The organism is Granulicatella seriolae (assembly GCF_024543085.1).
Lineage (GTDB): Bacteria > Bacillota > Bacilli > Lactobacillales > Aerococcaceae > Granulicatella > Granulicatella seriolae.
This window is the reverse complement of the sequence record NZ_JANHNZ010000002.1, coordinates 125,172-141,537: the sequence shown is the minus strand read 5'-3', so window position 1 is coordinate 141,537 and position 16,366 is coordinate 125,172. Positions and strand designations below refer to the sequence as shown.

General features: G+C 37.8%; 15 protein-coding genes. 12 read left to right on the top strand and 3 right to left on the bottom strand.

The window, feature by feature from the left end:
* Window positions 1–86: 86 nt before the first annotated feature.
* Window positions 87–1,517 carry a protoporphyrinogen/coproporphyrinogen oxidase gene (locus NPA36_RS02900; protein ID WP_256944605.1) on the top strand — a complete coding sequence of 477 codons (1,431 nt, stop codon included), beginning with the start codon at window positions 87–89 and terminating at the stop codon, window positions 1,515–1,517.
* A 16-nt stretch (window positions 1,518–1,533) separates the two neighbouring features.
* The gene (locus tag NPA36_RS02895; RefSeq protein ID WP_256944604.1) at window positions 1,534–2,556 is read left to right on the top strand and encodes a lipoate--protein ligase; all 1,023 of its coding nucleotides are present in this window, start codon (window positions 1,534–1,536) and stop codon (window positions 2,554–2,556) included.
* Between the two features lie 291 nt (window positions 2,557–2,847).
* Here the strand turns inward: NPA36_RS02895 and NPA36_RS02890 are convergent, their stop codons facing one another.
* Entirely contained in the window at window positions 2,848–3,477 is a 630-nt protein-coding gene (locus tag NPA36_RS02890; RefSeq protein WP_256944603.1) for a TVP38/TMEM64 family protein, read from the bottom strand.
* Window positions 3,470–4,516 (bottom strand): glycosyltransferase family 4 protein, encoded by a 1,047-nt coding sequence (locus tag NPA36_RS02885; RefSeq protein WP_256944602.1) that lies wholly within the window; start codon window positions 4,514–4,516, stop codon window positions 3,470–3,472. The genes NPA36_RS02890 and NPA36_RS02885 overlap by 8 nt, the downstream gene beginning before the upstream one ends.
* A gap of 239 nt (window positions 4,517–4,755) precedes the next feature.
* Between NPA36_RS02885 and NPA36_RS02880 the strand changes: the two genes are divergently transcribed.
* The 10 genes from NPA36_RS02880 to NPA36_RS02835 all read left to right on the top strand — a co-directional run bounded on the left by NPA36_RS02880 (window position 4,756) and on the right by NPA36_RS02835 (window position 15,152).
* Window positions 4,756–5,091, top strand: coding sequence for a hypothetical protein (locus NPA36_RS02880; protein ID WP_256944601.1), 336 nt, complete (start codon window positions 4,756–4,758; stop codon window positions 5,089–5,091).
* A gap of 27 nt (window positions 5,092–5,118) precedes the next feature.
* Entirely contained in the window at window positions 5,119–5,454 is a 336-nt protein-coding gene (locus NPA36_RS02875) for a hypothetical protein (RefSeq protein WP_256944600.1), read from the top strand.
* Window positions 5,455–5,514: 60 nt separating this feature from the next.
* Window positions 5,515–6,396, top strand: a complete 882-nt coding sequence (gene ypfJ / locus NPA36_RS02870) for a KPN_02809 family neutral zinc metallopeptidase (protein WP_256944599.1) — start codon at window positions 5,515–5,517, stop codon at window positions 6,394–6,396.
* 29 nt (window positions 6,397–6,425) lie between these two features.
* The gene (locus NPA36_RS02865; RefSeq protein ID WP_328516869.1) at window positions 6,426–7,598 is read left to right on the top strand and encodes an iron-containing alcohol dehydrogenase; all 1,173 of its coding nucleotides are present in this window, start codon (window positions 6,426–6,428) and stop codon (window positions 7,596–7,598) included.
* Window positions 7,599–7,752: 154 nt separating this feature from the next.
* The gene (locus tag NPA36_RS02860; RefSeq protein ID WP_256944597.1) at window positions 7,753–9,399 is read left to right on the top strand and encodes a hypothetical protein; all 1,647 of its coding nucleotides are present in this window, start codon (window positions 7,753–7,755) and stop codon (window positions 9,397–9,399) included.
* A gap of 5 nt (window positions 9,400–9,404) precedes the next feature.
* Entirely contained in the window at window positions 9,405–11,204 is a 1,800-nt protein-coding gene (gene uvrC, locus NPA36_RS02855) for an excinuclease ABC subunit UvrC (protein WP_256944596.1), read from the top strand.
* A 57-nt stretch (window positions 11,205–11,261) separates the two neighbouring features.
* Window positions 11,262–12,755 (top strand): DUF1538 domain-containing protein, encoded by a 1,494-nt coding sequence (locus tag NPA36_RS02850; RefSeq protein WP_256944595.1) that lies wholly within the window; start codon window positions 11,262–11,264, stop codon window positions 12,753–12,755.
* A gap of 2 nt (window positions 12,756–12,757) precedes the next feature.
* Window positions 12,758–13,420, top strand: a complete 663-nt coding sequence (locus tag NPA36_RS02845) for a hypothetical protein (RefSeq protein WP_256944594.1) — start codon at window positions 12,758–12,760, stop codon at window positions 13,418–13,420.
* Between the two features lie 205 nt (window positions 13,421–13,625).
* On the top strand, window positions 13,626–14,483 hold the full coding sequence (locus tag NPA36_RS02840) for a transporter substrate-binding domain-containing protein (protein WP_256944593.1): 858 nt from the start codon (window positions 13,626–13,628) through the stop codon (window positions 14,481–14,483).
* 12 nt (window positions 14,484–14,495) lie between these two features.
* Window positions 14,496–15,152: an amino acid ABC transporter permease gene (locus tag NPA36_RS02835; protein ID WP_256944592.1), complete on the top strand. Its 657-nt coding sequence runs from the start codon at window positions 14,496–14,498 to the stop codon at window positions 15,150–15,152.
* Between the two features lie 452 nt (window positions 15,153–15,604).
* Here the strand turns inward: NPA36_RS02835 and NPA36_RS02830 are convergent, their stop codons facing one another.
* Complete coding sequence (locus tag NPA36_RS02830; RefSeq protein WP_256944591.1) at window positions 15,605–16,267, bottom strand: hypothetical protein; 663 nt, start codon at window positions 16,265–16,267, stop codon at window positions 15,605–15,607.
* Between the last annotated feature and the right edge of the window lie 99 nt (window positions 16,268–16,366).

Below are 16,366 nucleotides of genomic sequence, written 5' to 3'. Positions count from 1 at the left end.
TGTGGAAAAACTCTACTTTTTAAGTAGAGTTTTTTTCTATGGAAAGGTATACTAGAAGGGACTTGTGTGAAATGGAGGATGAATAAATGATACCTGCAAAAAATCGAATTGTTATTATTGGCGGCGGTATAGCTGGACTAGTGGCGGCAAATGAAATTGAGTCCCGTATCCAAGAAGAAAATCTTCCTTACACCTATGTTGTTCTTGAGACTCATAATAAAGTCGGTGGCCATTTTGAAACCATAAAGATGGACGCCTATTACTTGGACTTGTCGACTTCTTATTTGGATATCAGGGATAGGTCAGTGGTAGACTACATCAAAAAACTGAATTTAGAGCAGGATGTAGAGGGAACAGATTCAAGCAAACCAGATATCTTTCTCTATAATAAATTTTATCCTATTTCATATCCAAGTTTTGCTGGAGTACCAATGAGAGCAATAGATATTTTCAAACAGAAAGTGTTAACGCCAGAGAGACGGCTAGGAAGTTATTTTCGCATGCTCTTTGCCTTTGTGGCCAAGTCAAGTGACGCTGAACGAAGTGCCATTGACTACTTGTATGAAAAATATGGGGAGTATGTGACGGAATATCTGATCAAACCAATTCTTTGGGAAGAGGGGTATGGGGATTTTTCTTATTTGACAGTAAAAGACATCCAACCTGTACTTTTGGAACTTGGCAATCCATTTTTGCCTTGTTATTTAAACAAAGATTTGTTTGAAAAGCTAGATGACAAAGAGAATTTGGTTAGTTTTACTAAGGGAATGCAGTATTTTGTGGAGGCTCTTAGTAAGCCTATTGTTGAAAATATTCGAGTCAATAAGTCTGTTTCTGGTATTTCGGTTTATGAAGATCTCTTGCTGTTAGATTTTCAACAAAAAGAGATGATGAGGGCTGGCGGTGTGATTGTGTCTGTTTCGGCAGACCATCTATCCACTCTTTTTGATGATTCGGTGCCTAACAACCGGCTTCAGTCCGTTCGCTGTGTCGCTTTAGGAACTGCCATTTTTAAGTTTCATAAGGAAGATATCATCAAATACCCATCTTCTTATGGATTTGTCATCCCTCAACGGAGTGAGTATTTCATTAGCAAGGTAACCATCTTGAATCGCATTTGGAAATCTATGAATGATGCGCCATATATTTATTTACAAGTTCAATTTGGTCGTAAGGGGGAAGACCGATTTATAGATTTAAACGAAGATGTTATCTATGACTTTTTACTGGAAGAGTTGAAGGATATTATGGGGATCACTTCTAAGCCACTAGACCAGAAAATGAAACGTTGGACTAGTAGTATTCCACACGATCCAATTCATTACTATAGTGAGGTTGGTAGTTTGGAAAAAGTCTTGTTAGAAAAGATGCCTACAGTTTTGTTAAGCCACAATGGAATAGATGGCTATGGGGTTATGCATTCCATTCAAGAGGGACTTCGTATGGCAGAAGAGATTATTGACCGTATGAAACAAAGAGATAAAAGAGAAGCAAGCAAGACCACAACTACTATTTAAGCAAGGGGAGATAAGGATGTACTATGTAAAAAATCAAAAGAACGGCCAAGAAATCTATGATGCAACAACCAATTTAGCCATAGAGTATTTCTTATTAAATGAAAAAAAATTAGACGAGGCAATCTTGTTATTTTATATTAATGAAAATGCCATTATTATTGGAAAAAACCAAAACACCTATGAAGAGATCAATCAAGATGCTATTGATGAATTGGGTGTACAGGTAGTTAGACGTTTTTCGGGTGGTGGTGCTGTTTATCAAGATATGGGGAATATCTGTTTTTGCTTTATTACTGAGGATGATGGCAATAGTTTCCGTGATTTCGGTAAGTTTACTCAACCAGTGATTGAGGCCCTTCATAAGATGGGAGCAAGCGGTGCGCAACTGCAAGGCCGCAATGACCTCTTGATTGATGGTAAAAAATTCTCTGGAAATGCTATGTATTCCAATAATGGACGCTTAACAGCTCATGGTACGCTTATGTTGGATTTAGATGTTGAAAAAGTACCTTTGTTGTTACGGCCTAAAGAAGAAAAAATTACCTCAAAAGGTATCAAGTCGGTTCGATCTAGAGTTACTAATATCATGCCTTATTTGAATGAGGACTACCAAGGAATGGATATCTTGAGCTTTAGACAAGTTTTATTGATGAATATCTTCCAAGTGGAGGACCTTGAGGATATTAAGGAATATGTCTTAACCGAAGAAGATTGGAACCGAATCGAAGAATTACGAACCAACTACTTTAATAACCCAAACTGGAATTACGGAAAAAATCCAAAATTCCAAATCAAACAATCCAAACGTACAGTTGCTGGACAAATTGAGTTCAGCCTTAACATTGAAAACAATAAAATTTCTGATATCAAAGTTAATGGAGATTTTTTTGGATTAGGTGATATTGCCGATGTTGAAAAAGCATTAACTGGTGTGGCCTATGACCGTCAAAGTCTTGAAGTAGTATTGAATAGTCTTAACTTGAAACGCTATTTCGGAAATGTTGATACAGAAGAGTTAGTTGATTTGTTGCTTAAGTAAATGATTTAGATTAGGTTTTTAGGTAAAAAGTCCAGAAAGAATAAATCTACTTTTAGAGCACAAAAGAGTTTCCGGGAAAAGAATCAGAAATGAGAACGGTGGCACCGCCGAAAGCCTTAGTCTTTCGGCTTAGCTGTCTACGTGGCTGTAATCGGCTAAAGCCGAAACATCCACTGTGCGTCAGCTATGCTTTGCACCGTCATTTCTGATTCTTTTCCCGGAAACTCTTTTGTTTTGTGTTGAAATACGGACTTTTAACGAATTCTCTACTGATTTCTAACTTACAGCCATTTACCGACTAAAATGCGACCAAATGGTATCAATAATAAAGGTCATGCCATAGGTGTACGCAGCTAGGGTAACTGGTTTACACAAGAGAATGATGATAATAAATTTCTTATAGGTCATTTTGGTTAAAGCTGCTAACATACATAGAAAATCATCTGGTGAGACGGGGAAGAGCATCATGAAAATAAAGAAATAATCAAAACGGTTTTCTTTGTCTAACCAACCGATGTACCTATCATAGGTTCGTTTGCTGACGATGGATTTAACAAACAATTGTCCATATTTTCTTGCTAATGCAAAGGCGATAATCGAACCAATAATGATTCCAATATAGTTATAGATATTTCCAACCCATTCTCCATAGATATAAACCCCAGCAATACTGGTTAAAGCACCTGGTATAATCGGCACGACAGTTTGAAGAATTTGTAGGAGAATAAAAAGTGGTGGACCCCAAAAACCGGCTCTTTGCATATATTCAGAAAGCACTTCTTTAGAAGTAAATAATCCTTTTTTATAGGCCCAAATGATGAAAACAACAGTTAAGACAGCTCCAACAATGGAAGCTGCATGAATCAGTTTCTGAGTCCTACTTGATAGAGGTTTTCCTTGGTTTCGTTGTGGGCTAGTCATTGATCCTCTCCAATAATCCATTTTCAATAGCAACTTTATCGTAGAAAGCTTGCCACTGAGATAATACACTCTCTTTCGAGTAATACTCTTCGCCACGTTTAGACATAGCACAGGCTTCCTTGTAATAAGATGAATCGTTTTTTAATTTGGTCAACTCTTGGATGAAATCAGTTTGGTTATTGCCTTTAAGGTAGAAATCAAACAAGATTGGTTTGTACTCTCTTAAATCACGTAATAACAGTGGGATGTTGGCATTCATAGATTCCAAGATGGTCATAGGGAATAATTCCTCGAAAGAGAGCTGTAACATCACATCTCCCATATTAAAGAAATCATTCATTCGTTCACGGTCTACCAGTCCAAGGAAATGAATATTTTTAGGTAGAGATTTCAGGTGCTCTGTAATTTCTTTACGCCCTTCTGAGATACCTTTAAAGGCAAAATCTCCAGCCCAGACAAATTGAATATCAGGTATTTGAGAAGCTAGATCGATGAACTCCAAGACACCTTTGCGCATTTGCAATTGCCCTGCTGAAACAACGGTAAACATATCGGGGTCAATGCCAAATGAATTCCGCAAATCACGTTTGGCAGTATCTGGAATTTTGTAGAAAGTGTCTCTTGACACAAAGTTGGGAATGTAAGTCACCTTACTTGGGTCAACACCATAGCCACTTAAATCTTCAATAAAACGAGGATTAACTGTCACTAAGTAGTCTGCTTGTTTATAGAAGGACAAAACATACTTATAAAAAATTTCTTTAATAGGTTTTGGCAATGAAATACTATTTTCCAAAGTCTCAGGTAAAAAATGAACTGAGGCAATAATGGGATGTTTCTTTCCTGAACTGACGGATTTGAAATAAAATTCAGGATTAATGGTGTGTAAATGAGTTAAATCGTGCATCTTAGAATCGTTGATTACTACTTCATAGCCCTCTAATCCCTCAGTGACTAAGGCAATTTGTTCTTCTGTTGCAGAAAAGACGCCTTGGCCTTTGACTGTATCTGCTTTTGTTAACATATTTATGCTTAACATAGGTACTCCTTTGGGTATGATTTATTGGTACTTAATTTATTGTATCATGTTTTTTCGAAAAATATGCTCAAAAACTATAAATTATATCTTAAGACTAGTCTAATGAAACTTAAGAAGACTGATTTCTGCAGAAATTTTCAGCGTGTAAATCGTCATTATTTGAGGCTAACAGCTAGCTATGATACACTTAAATCAAGAGAAAATATGGTACAAGATTAAACGTAGAAGGGACTAAAGAAATGTCGAAACCATTTGCTGGTTGGATAGAATATAAATCAAAAGAAGAGCGAGAAAAAGAGTTGGACGCCTATCGCCAAAAACTCTTTCCCGATGATGGTCAGGGTCAAGAAACTACTCAGAAACTTCTAGCTGAGCATTTCCCTAAAGAGGATGACAAGGTCAGATTCATGGTATACCTACAAGTAAAAGAAGCACTCATGGAGGATCCAGACCTAAGCCTAGAGCAAATAGGTCGGCGACACCCACTGGTTAAGCTCTTAAAAAAAAGCTCTGACTTAGACCTAATGCGGATGTTGGTTAAGCAATCCTTGGAAACCTCAAAGGAAAATGAGTAAAAACATAAATAAATCTAGGAGTTACACATGGCGAAAAAATTAAAGAAACAAAAGAGAGAACAAGATGCAATGGAATTAGTAGATATTTATTGGGTTCCAGCAGAAATAGCAGGGCACTTTAAGTTACTTAGGGAGCATTGTGCACAAGAGGTAGAAAAATTATTTCTTGAAAACTACACTACTGTAATTAGAACAACCTTAGATGAAGAAGTTGGGCAAGTAGTAGCCGCTTATGATGAACATGGAACTCTTCAAGATAGCATTTCACTTAGTCCTATCTCAATTTCTAAATTGGAAAAGGAGATTTCTGCCGATAGATTGGGAAAATATTTATTTGAAAATAAGGGGAAAATTAGAAATTAAGTTTTCAGGGTGTCATTTTAATATTAGTAAAAAAGACTCATGTTTCTAGGAGGGATTTGAATGAAATTTAAAGGGCAAAGGAAGAGTTCCAATGTAGAAGACCGTCGTTCTACGTCATCTTCCAATCGCACAGGATTGCCAATATCACTTGCTGGGGGCGGTGGGATTGGTGTAGTGATTATTTTTGTACTCTTTATGTTTATGAGCGGTGGCGACCTCGGAAGTGTTTTAGAAGTACTTGGCGGAACAACTGGTGGTATGCCAACAAGTTCGCAAAATACAAGTGTCGGAACCAGTCCAAAAGAAGAGGAGGCTAAAGAGTTTCTGGGGGTTGTGTTGGCACACTCAGAGGATGTTTGGATAGAGAAATTTAAGGAAATTAATCGAACGTATACAGAGCCAACACTAGTGCTTTACCGAAATAGCATTTCTTCTGGCTGTGGTATTTCTGGATCGTCAGTTGGACCATTTTATTGTCCGGGAGATCAAAAAATTTATATTGATCTTTCTTTTTATGATGAGTTAAGCGAAAAATATAAGGCACCAGGAGATTTTGCCATGGCTTATGTCTTAGCTCATGAGGTAGGGCATCATGTACAAGAGCAATTAGGGATTATGAACCAGATGAATCGGATTCGCCAACAAGTTTCTGAAACAGAGTATAAGAAATATCAAGTTCGGCTAGAATTACAGGCTGATTATTTTGCTGGCGTCTTCGCTAAGTACATTCAAGACTTAGGTTATTTAGAAGAAGGAGATTTTGACGAAGCCTTACAAGCTGCTTTTGCTGTAGGGGATGATACCCTACAAAAAGAATATCAAGGGTATGTCGTCCCAGACAGCTTTACACACGGGACTTCCGCTCAGCGGATGGAATGGTTTAAACGCGGCTTTAAATATGGTGATTTTGAACACTCAGATACATTTAATACAGACTTATAAGCAATGAAATGGAGGAAACCGTTTTGGAAATGGGAATCAGAAATTTTACCTTTAGAAATCCAACTAAGATTTTATTTGGAAAGAAACGCATTGAAGACATTGGTGCGGAAATTCCAGAAGATGCAAAGGTGTTGATTATTTTTGGTGGGGGCAGTGTTAAACGCAATGGCGCTTTTGACCGAACTGTTGCCGCTTTGGGGAATCGTCAATGGGACGCTTTTGGAGGAATTGAAGCCAATCCAACCTTTGAAACAGCAATGAAAGCTGTTGAGAAAGTGAAAGACCAAGGATTTACCTTTTTAATGGCAGTCGGTGGTGGTTCAGTGATTGATGCTACTAAATTTATTGCTGCAGCATCTGTTTTTGAAGGAAACCCTATTGATATGTTTACAGGGGGCATTGGTAAAGGCTTGCCTATTACTCATGCTTTGCCATTCGGAACGGTATTGACCTTGCCAGCTACAGCTTCAGAGATGAATAGCGGTGCAGTTATTACTTTTGTCGAGTTACAAGCCAAGATTTCTTTTGGTTCTCCAGTAACCTTCCCACAGTTTTCCGTTCTTGAACCAGAACTAACCTATACCTTGCCTAAACGCCAATTAGTCAATGGGGTTATTGATACCTTTGTTCATACCATGGAAAATTATTTAACCTATCCAGTAGACGCTAAATTACAGGACCACTATGCTGAAAGTATTTTGCAAACTATTATTGAAATTGCACCACAAGTGATTGATGAAGAGCATTTGGACTATGCTGCTAGGGCCAACTTTATGTGGGCGGCAACTAACGCTTTAAATGGTACCATTTCAGCAGGTGTGCCAACTGACTGGGCTACGCACGCTCTAGGACATGAGATCACCTTAAACCATGGCATTGACCATGGCAGAACCCTATCTATCGTGCTTCCAGCCATGATGAAAATACGAAAAAAAGAGAAATGGGATAAGTTGCTGCAATATGGCAAACGTGTGTGGAATCTAAGTGGAGATGATGCAACCATTGTTGACCAAGCCATTGAACAAACAGAAAACTTTTTCCAAAGCCTAGACGCACCAGTTCGTTTTTCTGATGTTGATTTAGACGCTTCGGTGGTTGATGCATTGCTAGCTGGTTTAGAGCGCCACAAAAAAACGCAGCTATCTGAACGTGGGGATTTGACTTTGGAGATTGCTAAAGAAATCTATTTTGAAGCTTTATAAGTGAATAGTCTAGAGCTTTGCCAAGGACTTCATTTTACTATAGCGCTTAACTTTACTATAATGAAGATAAGGGAGTGAGTTCGATTCATGAACTGCTCCCTTGTTTTCATTAGTAGAATTTATTCTTGTTTTTACTAAGGTAAGGAGGTGTAAGATGCCAAAAAAGCTATCAATCTTTCATAGAATTCAAGAAGAACGGGCACAGGATGCTGTACTTCCTTATCGTTTTCAAGATGTCTATAAGGATGGTCAAGAAGAATTTCAATTTCTGGACAGTAGGAGATTGTTGCTGACGCCAATTTTGATAGAAAGTCTAGCAAAGGAGTTTTTGCTTCTTTTGGATCAGCAGGTGTTGTTACAAACTGATAGGAGTTTGCTAGAGGTCACTGCTTATTTGCGAAAGAATTCTTTTTATACGTATTCGCAAGTGTTTATAGATTATTTTTCGGATTATTTAAAGACATTAGAACTCAAGCAGAAAGAAAAATGGAATCATTGGTTAATTGATACCATTACGAAAACAGAGGATTGTCACCTAGTAAATGTTTGTTTGACCATTCTTCCTTTTTTTAAAGATGATCTTAGCCAAAAAATTCATCGCATCTTCACCCTACATAGTCGTTATACGTTTTATGCCTTACAAGGGATGAAAAAAACGATGACTAAAAGTGATTTTCTTACTTTTTTGAAGTGGACGAATCAGTATACAACGGCGTTTGGCCATCTAATTACCTTTGCTTTTTTAGATTTGGATAGTCCAGAAGAGTTAGAATGGTTTCTGACCAAAGGGAGCTTTAACCATACCTATCCCAGCTTGGCTGCTCAAAAATGTTTAACGAAGGAACAGGTCTTAAATTATTTAGATCAGGCTGATGTTGTCCCAAAACTGATGGATAGTTTGTCTTATTTACTAGTCTATGCTTTTGAACAGGAAGAATTTGCTAAAAAATATATTCGACAAGCTTGGTTATTGAACTACATTAAACATAGCGAGAAACTTAACTCCTTTCTTGGTGTGGCAGCTATGGCTATACTTTATGCAGAATTTGGCACTAGATTCATCACATTGCGGATGAACATGGATGACTCATATATTGCACCTAGAGAAAGTCTTCAATTTGGGTCTTGGCAAAATATTAAAGAAGCAATGGATAAACTAGCTAAGCAATTATCGACAAACAAAAAAATCTACCAGCAGTGGCTCTATAAAGAAATGCTAGCTCCTAAATGGAATCTTTTATCAGCCATTGCCATTTGCCGTTATTATCATTTAAGACCTAATTTTATCTATTTTCAGTCTTACTTAATTATGGACCCCTTGGAAATGGTGGCTTGTTCATTCTTAGTTGAAGAACATTTGCCTACTTATCTTGGAGACGTGGTCCAATACGTGATGGCGGTGGTAAGACCAAGTGTTTATAATTACCTAGAAGATGGGCCTAGAAGGCGGGTTCCGCAAAGTTTTTTACTGGTTGACCGTTGGCAGTTATCCATTTTAACGGGTATGACTAAATTCGGGCTATATCATGAAGATTATTTATTGTTGCTTGCTAAGTACCCTAATATCGAGGTTAGAAAACTGGCACTATCCTTATTAAAAGAACATCGAGACCAATGGGGGCCAACAGTTAGAACCGTGTTGCACTATTACCACTCATTTGAACCTAATCGACTGCTTCAACATCGACTGTCAACGCTAATCTGGCAAGGTTTTGAGCAAACAAATGTCCGACAGGTCAGTCTGGACTCAGAAAAAATAATACTGTTCCCTCAAAAAACAGGGAATCAAACAAAGGAATGACATCAGTGGCTAGTTCACTCATTGAAGAAAAATTAAAGGTACTACCCGACTTACCGGGGTGCTATATCATGAAAAATGAAGAAGATCAGATTATTTATATTGGTAAGGCTAAAAACCTTAAGAATCGGGTTCGCTCCTATTTCAGGGGAGCCCATGATACGAAAACAGAAAAGCTAGTTAGTGAGATACACCATTTTGAGACGATTGTTACCAAAACCAATAAAGAGTCACTCTTATTAGAGATTAATCTGATTAAAAAATACCAACCCTATTACAATATCAAGTTGAAACAAGGGACCATGTACCCTTACTTGAAGATTACTAAGGAAAAGGACCCACAATTAATTATTGCCAACCAAGTCAAAAAAGATGGAGGCAAGTACTTTGGGCCTTACCCCAATGTGGGGGCAGCTACCCAAACACAACAGTTTATCCAAAAAATATTCCCCTTAAGGAAGTGCAATAAAAACGAACCAAGAGCCTGCTTTTATTATCATCTAGGGCAATGTATCGGTTGCTGTGACCACGCTATCTCAAAAGAAGAGTATGATCAACAAATAAAGAAAATTCAAAACTTTTTAAATGGAGATGTCAAAGAAGTTAAAGCCACTCTAATTGACAAGATGACTAAGGCTGCTGAAAATTTAGATTTTGAAGCAGCACGTGACTATCGCAACCAAATTCAATATATCGAAACGACAGTTGAAAAACAGCATATTATGTCAACCGATTTTGTTAATCGAGATGTTTTTTCTTATTACATGGATAGAGGCTGGATATCAATACAAGTCTTCTTCTTAAGACAATCGACCATTATCAAAAGAGAGGCAGCTCTATTTCCAATTTTCGCAGATGTTGAAGAAGAAATGGCTTCTTTTATCGTTCAATTCTACCAAGAAAAAAATCATATATTGCCTAAAGAGTTGATTGTACCTCAAGGTGTTGATGCAGCATTACTGGAGGAGGTTTTAGGGATTAAGGTTCATATTCCACAACGGGGCAATATGCGTCGCATGCTTGACTTGGCTCGTCAGAATAGTGAGATTGCCTTGAAAGAAAAATTCCGTATAGAAGAATCTAGTGATAAGAAAACTAAGGGTGCCTTGGAGGAGTTACAGGAAGCATTAGGGTTAGATAGTCTGGAAGTGATTGAGTCGTTTGACCATTCTAATATTCAAGGAACTAATCCAGTATCCGCTATGGTGGTTTATCGCAATGGGAAACCAGATCGCAAGAATTACCGCAAGTTTAAAGTGAAGACAATTGTCGGCAGCAATGAGTTTGCTACTACTCAAGAGGTCATTCGCAGACGCTATTCACGGCTCTTAAAGGAGGGGGCAGCCATGCCTAATCTCATTTTAATGGATGGGGGCAAGGTACAAGTCGGTGCGGCTAAAGAAGTGTTAGAGGATGAGTTAGGTTTAGAAATTCCAATTGCGGGTATGGTGAAAAACAATAAGCACAAAACAGCAGCTTTAATCTTTGGAGACAATCTGGAACAAATTGAGCTAAAACCAACTAGCCAGGCGTTTCATCTCCTGCAACGGATTCAAGAAGAAGTACACCGTTTCGCCATTACCTTCCACAGACAAGTTCGCAGTAAAAATTCTTTTGCCTCTAAGTTAGATGAGATTGAAGGGGTGGGACCAAAAACAAGAACCAAACTCTTGAAAAAATTTAAAACATTAAAGGCTTTGTCTGCAGCTACTATAGATGACTTTAAAGAGTTAGGGATTTCTCAAACGACTGCTCAACGAATTGTCGATACCTTTTCTGACCAAGAAGCAGTTAGCAAAAATGATTAGATAAAAGCCATTAGCAAGTTTTTATGAAGTAGGAGCATTGAAAGGAAGTGATTGATTTTGAAGATTTTGATTGAAAAATTACAAGAGGTATTCCAATCTGTAGCACCAGTATCCCTATTGGTTTTGATATTGCACTTAACGATAGTACCATTGCCAGGACTTATGTTAGGAAGATTCTTTATTGGAGCCATACTTATTATGGTAGGGTTAGCATTGTTTTTATTTGGTGTTGAACTAGGGATTACCCCTGTTGGACACTATTTAGGAAAAACCTTAGCCAGTAAAAATAAACTCATTCTTATTGTCATAGGAGGGTCTGTTCTAGGCTTTTTGATTTCTATAGCCGAACCAGACTTACAAATTTTAGCCAAACAAATTGATGAGGTGACCAGTGGCGTCATTAATAGTGCAACCTTAATTGTGGCAGTCTCAATAGGAATTGGGATTATGATTACAGTTGGTCTACTTCGAATTGTGTTCAATTGGGCTTTGAATCGAATCCTAACCTTTTCTTATGGGCTAATCCTAGTCTTAAGTTTTTTTGCATCAAATGATATGTTTGCCATTTCTTTTGATAGTTCTGGCGCAACAACTGGGGCACTAACGGTACCATTTATTCTGGCACTTGCCGGTGGTGTTGCATCTATGAAGAAAAATGGTAAATCATCTGAAGAAGACAACTTTGGTCTAGTTGGGATTGCCTCGGTTGGTGCTGTTATTGCTGTGTTGCTATTAGGGATAATGACTAAGCCACAAATTGTAGATGCTCAAGAGGAGATTTTACTTGTGGCAGAGGGTCATCTGTTGCAACCATTTCTTTATGAGTTTCCACATATTTTAAAAGAAGTTCTGATTGCTGTATCGCCAATCTTGGTTATTTTCCTAGTTTTTCATTTCTTTATTAAACCAGTCAAAAAAGACCAACTGCAAGATATTTTCAAAGGGCTTGCTTATCTATTGGTCGGTTTAATTCTATTTCTAGTGGGAGTTAACGCTGGGTTTATGGATGTTGGAAAACAGATTGGTTATGATCTTTATAGTGTTGGAAATGATGGCTTAATCATTGCCATCTCTCTTTTACTAGGCGTTCTGGTCATCTTAGCTGAGCCAGCGGTTTATGTCCTGACGCATCAAATCGAAGATGTAACAGGTGGTTCTATCAAACAAACTTGGGTCTTAGTAACCTTATGTGTCGGTGTGGGACTTGCCGTAGCTCTATCTACTCTTAGAATTTTGGTGCCAGACATTCAATTGTGGCATTATTTATTGCCGGGCTTTTTGATTAGTATTTTATTGTCCTATAAGGTTCCTTCCTTATTTGTCGGGATGGCTTTTGATGCTGGGGGCGTGGCTTCCGGTCCGATGACGGCGACCTTTATCTTGGCATTTATTCAAGGTTTGGCACACGGAGTACCAACAGCTAATGTTTTGACAGATGGATTTGGTATGATTGCTATGGTGGCTATGATGCCAATTCTTTCTCTACAGTTACTAGGTTTGGTTTATACAGCTAGGTCTAAACGTTCAATCACAGAAGTTGAAAGGAGATAGTGATGAATAATCGTGATTTAATCCTATTCGTTGTTTCTTATAATCAAGGATCTAAGGTCTTGAAGTATGCTCAAAAGGCCGGTGCAAGAGGTGGGACTATCTTGATGGGGCAAGCAGCTACAAGCAATCCAATCGTAAAAACTATTGGTTACCGAACAGAGAAAAAGGAGTTAGTCTTAATCGTTACACCACATGAAGATTCACAAACCATTTTTGACTATATTACTAAGACCTTTAAATTCCACGAGGCGAAACGCGGAGTGGGCATGATCCTACCTCTGGCGCTCTTATGGGGGACTAGATATTCCAAGGGATTGGTGGAAGATACAAGAGACTTAGAAGAAAAAGTTGAAATGGACTATAGATTGGTCATGGCCATTCTTGAAGAAGGGGCTGGTCAAGGAGCTTTAGAAGCGGTTGAAAAGACCTGTGTAACAGATGGGTTAATCTTAAAAGCACATGGAGCTAGTTCAGCTGAGGCTGTAGAAAAAGTTTTCGGTATGGAAATAGACCGTTCAAGAGAAGCTTTGTTGATATTGACCAAAAAAGACAGGGTCAATGAAGTAACTCAATTAATTAGGAAAGCTTGTCAATTGGATACTCCTGGTTCAGGGATTATCTTGTCCATGCATGTAAGTCAGGTTTCTGGACTCTTATTAACGTAACAACAAAAAAGAAACAGATAAATCTATCTGTTTCTTTTTTGTTGGTGAAAAACTCATCTCAAGTGTATTTTATCTTTTTAAATAAGTTTTTAGTGAGTGTAACAGATTTAAAAAAGTGTTACATAAACTTGTTATTTTTCACAAAGTATGTTAATTTATATTAAGTAAAGATAAAAACTACACTCTAGAGAGGTTGAGATTATAGATGAAGAAAAAGAAATGGTTTAGTATTGGGTTGGCAACAGTGGCGGCAGTATTTTTAATTGCATGTGGAAATAAAGCAAATTCGGCTAATGGACAAGATAAGTGGGATGCCATTGTTGAAAGAGGAACTTTGAAGTTTTCAACGTCAGGTACTTTGTTTCCTCAGTCTTTTCATCAGAAAGATGATAATGAATTGACGGGATACGATGTCGAGATTATTCGAGAAGTTGCTAAACGTTTGGGTTTAACAGTTAACTTTACGGAGATGAATATTGATGGCATGTTTGCAGCTGTAAACAGTGGTCAAATTGATATTGCGGGAATTTCAATCGATCGTAACGGAGAGAATGCTGATAAGTTTCTCTATACAACCCCACACAAGTATTCTTATGGCGCAATGATTGTTCGCCAATCGGATGATTCAGGCATTAAAACCTTAGAAGATTTGAAAGGGAAAAAAGCGGCTGGTGCAGCAACAACATCTTATATGAAAGTTGCAAAGAAATTTGGCGCTGAGCTAGTTGTATATGATAATGTGACCAACGACCAGTATTTAACAGATGTAGCTAACGGACGGACTGATGTTATTTTGAATGATTTTTATCTACAATCTATGGCCACAAAAGCTTTGCCAGAGATTCCTGTAAAAGTGCATAATATTTTTTATAATCCGTCTGAAGCCAACTTTGCTTTGCAATTAGGAAATGATGTTTTGGCCGAGAAAGTCAATCAAACATTAGAAGAAATGCGTAAAGATGGCACTTTGAAGAAGTTGTCAGAGCAATTCTTTAGTGGGCAAGATGTTTCTGTAGAAAAAGACTACGATTTCCAAGTGATTGATATTTCTGACGTAGAGTAGTGGGTTAAGCTCATGAGATTATTTGATAGTCAGTTAGCTATTGAAAATGTTTGGTTTGTGCTTAGCGGGTTGCGATATACTCTAGGGATTGCTTTGGTCAGTTTTATTTTGGGACTTTGTTTAGGCGTTTTGGTTGCACTAATGCGACTTTCTTCTATTCGAATCTTTCAAATGGCTGCCAAATTACATGTTTCCTTTATGCGTGGCACCCCAACCATTGTTTTCTTATTTTTGCTTTATTTTGGTTTGCCTTATTTAGGAATTCAATTATCGGCCATTGTTTGTTCTATTCTCTGTTTTTCCATAGCCAGTAGTGCCTATATTTCAGAAATTGTTCGTTCTTCTTTGTTGGCAGTTGATGGGGGGCAAGCAGAAGCGGCTATTTCTTTAGGTTTACCGTATCATCTCGTCTTAAGCAAAGTCCTACTTCCACAGGCTTTTCGAATTGCGGTCCCACCTTTGAGCAATGTTCTCTTGGATTTGATTAAAGGGACATCCCTAACAGCCATGATTACAGTGCCCGACATTTTTCAAAATGCTAAAATTGTGGGTGGTAGAGAGTTTGATTATATGACGATGTATATTCTAGTGGCTTTAATATATTGGGGTATCTGTATAGTCTTTGAAAAGTTTCAGGCTATTTTGGAAGGAAAGATGGTTTTAAAATAATCGTTTAAGTGAAGGTTGTTTGAAAAATTGATGGACAAATACTTTTGTTGTTATTGATCGATTCGAAGTTCTTGTTTTTTATCAGAAATTAAAGAGGCTGTGCAAAAACTCTGTAATAAGATAAAAATCATGTTAAAACATAAAATAGTTCCCCAGAAACCTATCAAAAATGAGAACGGTGGCACCGCCGTGAGCTGAGGTCTCACTGGCTTAGCTGTCTACGTGGCTGTAATCGGCTGAAGCCGAAACATCCACTGTGCGTCAGCTATGCTTTACACCGTTATTTTTGATAGGTTTCTGGGGAACTATTTTATTTGGTTACCATTTGGACTTTTTGCTCAGCCTCTGAGCTAGGTTCTCACCATGGTGCCACCGTTTCGATTTCTGATAGTAGGATTTGTATTCTCAATATCTGTTGCCTTAAAAAACGTGCTTCTATCTATTCTCAAGCTTTAAAATAAAGTATCAGAAAAAATTAACCAAAAAAGTAATAAATAAGGAGAAATCATTGCAGCCCCAATAATGCTAATAACAGAATGTAGTGGTGATACATATAAGATAAGAGCAGCCACTATAAACAATAGGATGTGTGTAGGACTAAAAATATAAAGATACCAAAAACCTGCGTTGAAGGTTAAAGCTGCCATGACACCTAGAATGAATATACTGATAATGAGCGAAGGAAGGCGTATCCCCTTTGCATACCAAGAAATAAAGGCTAAGATTGGTGAAGCAAGAGTGAAACTATACCAGATGGTCATGTTTTCTTGGGGATTAAAACTGGTAAAAGCTTGGGTGAATAGATGATAGGCGCAGATCATACCAAGAAAAAACAAAAAAACATTTAGGCTAGCACGCAGAGCTGTTCGGCTGTAAATGGAAATAGCTAGAGCGATGACCAGCAAGATAGGAAGGGCAGACAAGATATTTCCCAAATCAATACTGCCCAATACGTTTTGCCACCAAATGCCAGCACTAATTGAAGTTGTGTCTAGCCATTTGGAAAAAACACCTAAAGCAGCACCAAGCAATAAAATAAGGAAGCTATTTCTTACTTGCAGGATTGTAGATGACTTTGCTCCGGGTTTCCTAATTGTATTCAACCATTGTTTCATCTTGTTATCATCCTTTCTCGAATAGGTTCTAAGAGTTGCACTAATGTCAGTCTGTGTTCCAAGAGGGAGAAGTGCTTTTCACAATTGTTATTTTGATTA

Bases quoted from the DNA above. Each gene is read 5' to 3' on its own strand.
- NPA36_RS02900 (WP_256944605.1), top strand. From the start codon at position 87: ATGATACCTGCAAAAAATCGAATTGTTATTATTGGCGGCGGTATAGCT.
- NPA36_RS02885 (WP_256944602.1), bottom strand. From the start codon at position 4,516: ATGTTAAGCATAAATATGTTAACAAAAGCAGATACAGTCAAAGGCCAA.
- NPA36_RS02865 (WP_328516869.1), top strand. From the start codon at position 6,426: ATGGGAATCAGAAATTTTACCTTTAGAAATCCAACTAAGATTTTATTT.
- NPA36_RS02840 (WP_256944593.1), top strand. From the start codon at position 13,626: ATGAAGAAAAAGAAATGGTTTAGTATTGGGTTGGCAACAGTGGCGGCA.
- NPA36_RS02895 (WP_256944604.1), top strand. From the start codon at position 1,534: ATGTACTATGTAAAAAATCAAAAGAACGGCCAAGAAATCTATGATGCA.
- NPA36_RS02880 (WP_256944601.1), top strand. From the start codon at position 4,756: ATGTCGAAACCATTTGCTGGTTGGATAGAATATAAATCAAAAGAAGAG.
- NPA36_RS02835 (WP_256944592.1), top strand. From the start codon at position 14,496: ATGAGATTATTTGATAGTCAGTTAGCTATTGAAAATGTTTGGTTTGTG.
- NPA36_RS02845 (WP_256944594.1), top strand. From the start codon at position 12,758: ATGAATAATCGTGATTTAATCCTATTCGTTGTTTCTTATAATCAAGGA.
- NPA36_RS02890 (WP_256944603.1), bottom strand. From the start codon at position 3,477: ATGACTAGCCCACAACGAAACCAAGGAAAACCTCTATCAAGTAGGACT.
- NPA36_RS02860 (WP_256944597.1), top strand. From the start codon at position 7,753: ATGCCAAAAAAGCTATCAATCTTTCATAGAATTCAAGAAGAACGGGCA.
- NPA36_RS02875 (WP_256944600.1), top strand. From the start codon at position 5,119: ATGGCGAAAAAATTAAAGAAACAAAAGAGAGAACAAGATGCAATGGAA.
- ypfJ (WP_256944599.1), top strand. From the start codon at position 5,515: ATGAAATTTAAAGGGCAAAGGAAGAGTTCCAATGTAGAAGACCGTCGT.
- NPA36_RS02830 (WP_256944591.1), bottom strand. From the start codon at position 16,267: ATGAAACAATGGTTGAATACAATTAGGAAACCCGGAGCAAAGTCATCT.